9 protein-coding genes and 1 pseudogene are annotated in these 7,138 nt (G+C 67.2%); 7 read left to right on the top strand and 3 right to left on the bottom strand.

Annotation, left to right across the window (positions count from 1 at the left end):
* Positions 1-389 precede the first annotated feature (389 nt).
* The 3 genes and pseudogenes from FHR82_RS45095 to FHR82_RS48250 form a co-directional block, all read right to left on the bottom strand.
* Complete coding sequence (locus tag FHR82_RS45095; RefSeq protein WP_184816868.1) at positions 390-602, bottom strand: hypothetical protein; 213 nt, start codon at positions 600-602, stop codon at positions 390-392.
* 312 nt (positions 603-914) lie between these two features.
* Complete coding sequence (locus FHR82_RS47210) at positions 915-1,328, bottom strand: KOW motif-containing protein (protein ID WP_184816867.1); 414 nt, start codon at positions 1,326-1,328, stop codon at positions 915-917.
* Positions 1,329-1,464: 136 nt separating this feature from the next.
* Positions 1,465-1,875 (bottom strand): annotated as a pseudogene (locus FHR82_RS48250) (DUF6228 family protein); the annotation flags it as partial.
* Between the two features lie 261 nt (positions 1,876-2,136).
* Between FHR82_RS48250 and FHR82_RS45085 the strand changes: the two are divergent.
* The 7 genes from FHR82_RS45085 to FHR82_RS45055 all read left to right on the top strand — a co-directional run bounded on the left by FHR82_RS45085 (position 2,137) and on the right by FHR82_RS45055 (position 6,925).
* Positions 2,137-2,451 carry a GlsB/YeaQ/YmgE family stress response membrane protein gene (locus FHR82_RS45085; RefSeq protein WP_184816866.1) on the top strand — a complete coding sequence of 105 codons (315 nt, stop codon included), beginning with the start codon at positions 2,137-2,139 and terminating at the stop codon, positions 2,449-2,451.
* Between the two features lie 71 nt (positions 2,452-2,522).
* Positions 2,523-2,963 carry an STAS domain-containing protein gene (locus FHR82_RS45080; RefSeq protein WP_184816865.1) on the top strand — a complete coding sequence of 147 codons (441 nt, stop codon included), beginning with the start codon at positions 2,523-2,525 and terminating at the stop codon, positions 2,961-2,963.
* 5 nt (positions 2,964-2,968) lie between these two features.
* The gene (locus FHR82_RS45075; protein ID WP_184816864.1) at positions 2,969-3,703 is read left to right on the top strand and encodes a GAF and ANTAR domain-containing protein; all 735 of its coding nucleotides are present in this window, start codon (positions 2,969-2,971) and stop codon (positions 3,701-3,703) included.
* A 28-nt stretch (positions 3,704-3,731) separates the two neighbouring features.
* Positions 3,732-4,490 carry a GAF and ANTAR domain-containing protein gene (locus tag FHR82_RS45070; protein ID WP_184816863.1) on the top strand — a complete coding sequence of 253 codons (759 nt, stop codon included), beginning with the start codon at positions 3,732-3,734 and terminating at the stop codon, positions 4,488-4,490.
* Positions 4,491-4,746: 256 nt separating this feature from the next.
* Complete coding sequence (locus FHR82_RS45065; protein ID WP_184816862.1) at positions 4,747-5,796, top strand: fatty acid desaturase family protein; 1,050 nt, start codon at positions 4,747-4,749, stop codon at positions 5,794-5,796.
* The gene (locus tag FHR82_RS45060) at positions 5,793-6,317 is read left to right on the top strand and encodes a DUF5994 family protein (protein WP_184816861.1); all 525 of its coding nucleotides are present in this window, start codon (positions 5,793-5,795) and stop codon (positions 6,315-6,317) included. Before FHR82_RS45065 ends, FHR82_RS45060 begins: the two co-directional genes overlap by 4 nt.
* Before the next feature lie 110 nt (positions 6,318-6,427).
* The gene (locus tag FHR82_RS45055; RefSeq protein WP_184816860.1) at positions 6,428-6,925 is read left to right on the top strand and encodes a YflT domain-containing protein; all 498 of its coding nucleotides are present in this window, start codon (positions 6,428-6,430) and stop codon (positions 6,923-6,925) included.
* Positions 6,926-7,138: the final 213 nt, after the last annotated feature.

Here is a 7,138-nt window from a genome sequence, read left to right as displayed (position 1 = left end):
GCACCGGCCACGTGAGACATCACACCTAGAACAGTGCCCAGTCGCGTCGCGACGCTCCCGTACGCAGGGTCTGGACTCTCTTCTCAACCTCGGCCGTGGCGCGCGAACCTGTGGCCGCGTTCTGAGACAGCCACGTGACCATCAGGAGCTCGCGAACCCTCCGCAGAACCGAGTAGCCGGGCCACTTGCGAACGCGCCCATCGTGCGCACCGGGGCCGGCAGCAAGGTCCGCAAGCCCGCCAGGCCCGGTGTGTGGTGGCCGCGCGGTTCCGGGCCCGCTGGCGGGCGGTGAACGCGCCTCACCTGGACGCGTTGGTGCGCTCCGGCGCGGCATTCGTCAACGGCAAACTGGTCGAACGACCCGACGAGCGAACCACTTCAACCGCCGCCTAACCATCTTGATCCACAGGTATTGACAATAGCTCTACCGAGGCGGGGCAGGCGCCAAAATGACAGGATGCGGCGTCGGTCTCGGCGCGTTCCAGCAGGCCGAGCGTGGCCGCAGCGAACAGCGTGACGGCGGCGGCGCATTCGACGAGCCGGAACGCGGCGGACCACTGGGCGAACGCGGTGGCGTCGAGCAGGCCGTCCAGCCCGGACACACAGCAAGTCCATACAGCCCAACAGGTTTCACAAACGTCGGGAGACTGACTGCCACAGCAGCCAGAGCTTCTGCCGCCATCGAGGTAGCGGTAGGACTCGGCGATCCGCTTCCTCCGCGGCCGTCTCCGCTTTGTCGAACGCGTCCACCGCTTCGTCGATGAGGTGTTGGACGACCTTGCAGCCCATGATCTCGAGTGGGGATATGTCGTCCGTGCTCCGAAGCGCCGCTCCGCTCACGGCCGCCGCCCGCGACCAACACCTCTGGCGCGACGCTAGGGTGCCAGAGACGCCTTGTCCCCAGCCACGCCGATCTACGCGCGACCAGCCTCGTTCCATCGGGCCACCTTGGACACGTCCATAAGCCGCGGGCCCTCGATCCCGGTCACCTCGACGTTGATGACTCCTTCGCGGGCCCAGTCCGGGGACGGAACGATCTTTCCGTGCTTACCCACGTGGGGCCCGTCGATGATCTCTACCTCCTCACCGACCTGCAACACGCGCACTGACGCACCGATCGCCGGCAGACCAGCTGCGTGGTCGTCGCGCTCCATGCCAGATGCCGAGTGTCGAAGCTCGGTGATCGCACGCCTCAGCTGCGCAAACTCCTCGAACTGGTGACGTTGGATTGCCGCAACCCGATTGCTTGTCCGCACAACAAGAAACAGCACAACAAACACCAAGAACAACACAACAAAGGGCGCGAAGATCGCTATGAACAACAGCACCGCGCCAGCCTAGCGCTACCCGTTGAAACGATGCCCAGGTCCCGCAACGTTTATGCACGCTAGCTGCGCCGCCAGCCAGGACGAATCCATCGCTGGCGGGCAGGCTGAAGAAGAGCCGCGCTACGTCGAGCTGGCATTCAAGATCCACATAGCCGCCCGTGACATGCCGTGCCCAGACCTCGATGTCACCGTCGAGGTTCCGCCAAGTCCGTACGCCATCCCAGCCAGCGAACTGCCCCCAAGCCCGGTCAGGAACGGCGTCAGGTCCTCCCCCGCAACGACCAGCGTGACGCCGTGCACCGCGGCGGACAGACTCTCCGTCTCTTGGCCGGACACCTCCACGCGGAGCCGGCTCGCGTAGTACCAGGGGCACCCAGCGGTCACGCGACGCCGGCTGCGAACCCCGTGATGTCGCGGTCGGTGGTGCTGGTCTCGCAGGCGCCTGTTCGGCGGTAGCGTGAGGGTCTAGGCTGATGGTGCACCTGGTCGCAGCGATCGGTCGAGTCCATCGTGGTTCGACGGGGCGGGGACCGGTGCGCTCGGGCATCGCCCCGGACCTTGGCGAAGAACATGTCGCGCTTTTCGACGCGCCAAGGAAATCGCGCGCATGTTCTCCCGAGCCATCCCACCTGACACCCGCGTACGGCCTGCCTGGGCGTCCGCGCAGCCCGGGGATTCCGCTTCCTCTCAGCCTTCGGTCCATTCGCGACGTTTCTTCGAGTATCCGAGGACGAGCTGCCCGGAAGCGATTCCGGCCGGATCACCGGAACCAGTTCGCGCTCCAGCGCACCAAGGAGTCGTCATGAGCATGAGTGTCATCGGTTGGCTCGTCCTCGGTCTGATCGCCGGCATCATCGCCAAGTACCTGCTGGGTAGTCGGGCGAAACACGGCGTCGTCGTCACGATCCTGATCGGCATCGCCGGGGCGTTGGCCGGCGGCTGGGCGGCCGCGGAGTTGTTCGGCATCACATCGACCGGCCGTTTCTTCGACCTCTCCACCTGGCTCATCGCCATCGTGGGGTCCGTCGTCCTGCTGGGGATCTACTACGCGATCACCAACAGAGGCCGCGGCTCCAGTCGTAGGTCCAGCCGCGGGCGCGGTGTCTGGGGCGCTCGGCGGTGACGGGTTCACCACGATCACCGGCGTCACCACCCGACACCGCACAACGATGCCCGACACGAGGAGATGAGACCGTGACCACCGTTCTCCCGGCCGTGACGACTGACCGTCCCCCAGCCGCAGCCACCGCACAGCCACACCTGTACTCGGCTGGACAGCTGTTGACCGTCACCGCGCGTCCGGCCCCGCCCGCCGCTGTCGTGCTCATGGTGCGTGGCGAGGTGGACATGCTCACCAGTACGCAGCTGACGGACCATCTGCTTCCGCACGTGCGGGGCACCGTCCCGTACGTGATCGTCGATCTCACCGGGGTGGGGTTCTTCGCCGCCGCGGGTCTCACCGTCCTCGTGAACGCCAGAGACGCGGCCATGGCGGCGGGCGTGACGCTCTGCCTGATCGCGTCTACTCGCCCGGTGCTGCTGCCACTGACGATCACCGGCCTGGACAGCCTGTTCGACATCAGCCCCGACCTCACCCACGCCCTGTTGCGCGCCGGCTGCGGACCGGACGGATGACCTCCGTGCGCAATCCCCGAGTGGCCGAGATCCTGTCGATGATCGCCGACGGCGGAGGTGGCCAGGTCGCGCCGCCGGCCCGGTTGTGCGCGGAATGCCTGTCGGCGTTGTCGGTCAGTGGTGTCGGGATGGCCCTGATGACCGTCCACGGACCCAGCGGGGTGGTGCTCGCGGCCACCGACGGGCGTGCCCGGCAGTTGGAAGAACTGCAGTTCACCCTTGGTGAGGGACCCTGTGTGGAGGCGTCCAGCAGTGGGCGCCTGGTACTCGAATCCGACCTCGCGGTGGTCGGGCCGGCGCGGTGGCCGCGGTTCGGGGCCGCCGTTCTCGACGCCGGGGTGCGCGCCATCTTCGCGTTCCCGCTGCGGGCCGGCGCCATCCGCGTCGGTGTCCTCGACCTCTACCGCGACACCCCAGGACCGCTCACCACCCCCGAGCTCGCCGACGCACTGGCGTTCGCCGACGCCGCGACCGTCGTGATCCTGGATCTGCAGGACCACAACAGGCACGGTGAGAGCGCAGCGCTGACGGGACCGATCGACAGCCAGGCCGTAGTCCACCAAGCGACCGGGATGATCACGATCCAACTCGGTGTCGACCTCGCCGAGGCAATGCTGCGGTTACGCGCCCACGCGTACGCTACGGGACAGACAGTCCCGGCCGTCGCCGCCGACGTGGTCAACCGACGCCTGCTCTTCGACGAAGAAGGACCCGGCGCCACGCGGCAGGATCGATCATGACCCCCAACGAGACACAGGCGGTGGGCTCATGACGAGCCGAGAACAACTCCTCGCCAGCACCTTCGTCAGCCTGGCCGACACCCTGGTGGCCGACTTCGATGTCATCGACTTCCTCCACACCCTGGCCACCCGAAGCGTCGAACTACTCGATGCCGACGCCGCGGGCATCATGCTCGCCGACGCACACGGCGGCCTGCACGTGATGGCCTCCTCCACCGAGGAAGCCCGCCTGCTGGAACTCTACGAACTACAGAACAACGAAGGCCCCTGCCTGGACTGCTACCGGACCGGACGCCCCGTGGCACGCGATGACCAGTCCGCGATGAGATCGTCCTGGCCGGCCTTCACCAAGGAACTGCAGGGGCTCGGGTTCCACTCCGCACAGGCACTCCCGATGCGCCTACGCGCCGAGACCATCGGCGCGCTGAACCTGTTCCGGCTCGAACCCGGCCAGCTCAGCCCGGCCGATCTGAGGGTCGGCCAGGCCATGGCCGACGTCGCCACCGTCGGCCTGATCCAGGAACGCGCCATCGCCGCCAGCGAACACCTCGCCACCCAGCTGCAGGCCGCCCTGAGCAGCCGCGTCCAACTCGAACAAGCCAAAGGCGTCCTCGCCCAACGCACCGGCCTGGGCATGGACGAAGCCTTCCAGGTGATGCGCGCCTACGCCCGCAGCCACAACCGCCGCCTCAGCGACGTCGCCGCACAGATCATCGACGGCACGCTCGGCGACCAGCAAGTCCGCAAGGGCTCGAAACCGAGGCCCGGAGCGCAACCTCACACATGACCGGCAGGACGGCATCTCGGCACATCCTGAACGATGGCTGACGCTCCGCGAGTCCGATCGAGCAAGATCCGTGCACGTTTGGGAGCGATGGGCCACGGGAATCCCAGACACAAGCCGCCCCAGACTCCGGCGGAGGTTCTGGGCCGCGGCGAGTAGTGGGCGTGACCGAAGGTGTTCACCTGCGCGGTTAGGTCGACGGCGCTTTGTGTGCTCGGGACGAGCAGACCCGAAACAACCCCCGGGGTGTGAAGCGACGATGACTTTTGTGACTCTGACGCGGCGGAGCGAGGGCGCTGATTTCGCGACGTTGTCGCGGGAGGTTCGGCGTGCCGGCCTGCTCGACCGGCGGCGGCTCTACTACCTGGCCCGGATCATGGGGAACCTGGCCGTGTTCGCCGCCGGCTGGGTGGCGTTCGTGGCGATCGGTGACTCGTGGTGGCAGCTACTCATGGCGGTGTTCTTCGCCGTCATGTTCACCCAGCTCGCGTTCATCGGCCACGACGCCGGTCACAAGCAGATCTTCCGGAGCCGCCGCGGCAACGACACCGTGGGCTATCTGCACGGTGGGCTGGTCGGGCTCAGTTACGACTGGTGGGTGGGTAAGCACACCCGGCATCACGCCAATCCCAACCACGAGGACGACGATCCGGACCTCGACATCCCCGCGTTGGCCTTCACCCGTGACCAAGGGCGGAGCAAGCGCGGGTTCCTGCGCTGGATGGCCAAGCACCAAGCCGCCCTGTTCTTCCCCCTGCTGCTGCTCGAAGGGCTGAACCTGCACTGGTCGAGCATCAAGCACGTGTGGCACCGGGACGAGAACCGTGGCGGCAGGTCGCGCGGGCTCGAAGCGGGCCTGCTGATCGCGCACCTGGCGGCTTACCTGACCGCCGTGTTCACCGTGCTGTCGCCACTGACCGGGCTGGTGTTCATCGCCGTGCACCAGGGCCTGTGGGGTGTCTACATGGGATGTTCGTTCGCGCCCAATCACAAGGGCATGCCGACCCTGCCCCCAGCTCACCAGCTGGACTACCTGCGCCGCCAGGTCCTGACCTCCCGGAACGTGTCCGGCGGCCGATGGGTGGACTTCCTCCTGGGCGGACTCAACTACCAGATCGAGCACCACCTGTTTCCCACCATGCCACGCCCCAACCTGCGCCGGGCCCAGGTACTCGTCCAGGACTTCTGCGACCGCAACCGCATCGACTACGCCCAATGCGGGCTCCTGCGCTCCTACCAGTACGTCCTACGCCACCTGCGTGACGTCGGCGCCCCACTCCGACACGAAACGGAGGCAAGGACGACATGACACACCATGAACCACGGCTGGAGATGAAACCCGCCGGCGCCGCCACCGGCAGTGTCGACGGGGGCTGGCGGCCACGGTCGCTCGAGCCGACAACCGCGTTTCCCGAACTGGTCTCGGCACTGCACCCCTGGGTCGGCCCGGTCGGGCGCATCACCTACAACCTCGACCTCTGGGAGCCTGCTCCACGCAAGCAGACCGTGGATGGCCGGATGGTCCGGTACGAGGGCGTCCACACGATAGACCGCCACACCGTGACCGCGATCGGGACGAACGGCCGCCGAGTGAGTCTGCTGGTCGTGCCGCCACCCACGCCAGGTGGTGTGGCCAGGGCGGTACTGCGATCCGCCGCAGACTCGGACAGCACCGCCACCGTCGCGGACATCCTGGCCAGCAACGGCGTGCCACCCCAGAAGCGCGCTGCCGCCGGCATGATCCGGCCGGGAGCGACGGAGGCCAGACCGGAGCAGCGCTGGGAGGCCGAGGGCGGCTACGTCCGCAACACCGCCTGGCACCCGGCCTGACCGGTGTGCCGAGAGTCGGCCGTGAATGTCCGGAATGCGGCACCATCCAGCCCGAACCAGCGTTGTTACAGGTAGAGGGCATGAATCGTGTCCCAGACAGTGAGGCCGACATGACAAAGGCATTCACGCGAACTCAGGCCACGACGCGACTACCGACGTTGCCGGATGGCTGGCCGATCAGCTCCTACGACACCTACAAGGAAGCACAGCAGGCTGTCGATCACCTGGCCGACAACGACTTCCCGGTTCGGGGTATGACGATCGTCGGTATCGACCCGATGCTCGTCGAGCGGGTCGACACGCACCTGACCTGGCAGCGCGTACTGGTCACCGGGGCGGCCTCGGGCGCGTGGCTCGGCCTGTTCGTCGGCCTGCTGCTGAGCCTGTTCACCGCGGGCGCCGGCCTGCTGCCGATCATGATGGGTCTGATCTTCGGAGTGGTGTTCGGCGTGGCCATGGCCGCGGTCAGATATGCCTCGGCGCGAGGGCAACGGAACTTCCTGTCGCACAGCCAGCTGGTCGCCCGCCGCTACGACCTGCTGAGCCAGCCATCCACCGCCGAACGCGCCCGGCACCTGCTCGCGAAGCGCGCCCTGCGCGACAACTGACCGTCCACTCCGGACACCTCGGGTCGACAGCGGATATCGCAGAAGAGCACTGACATGCGCACGAACTCAAACCCACCGATCTCCACCACCCAAGAACTCACCACCGAGCGGCTGACGCTGAGACCCTGGCACGTCGAGGACGCCCAGGCCGCGCTGGACGTCTACGGGCACCCCGAGGTGACCCGCTGGCTCAGCCCCGACATGGACCAGGTG

The organism is Actinophytocola algeriensis, assembly GCF_014203735.1.
GTDB lineage: Bacteria > Actinomycetota > Actinomycetes > Mycobacteriales > Pseudonocardiaceae > Actinophytocola > Actinophytocola algeriensis.
The sequence above is the reverse complement of the archived record's forward strand: the minus strand, read 5'-3'. Positions and strand labels throughout refer to the sequence as shown.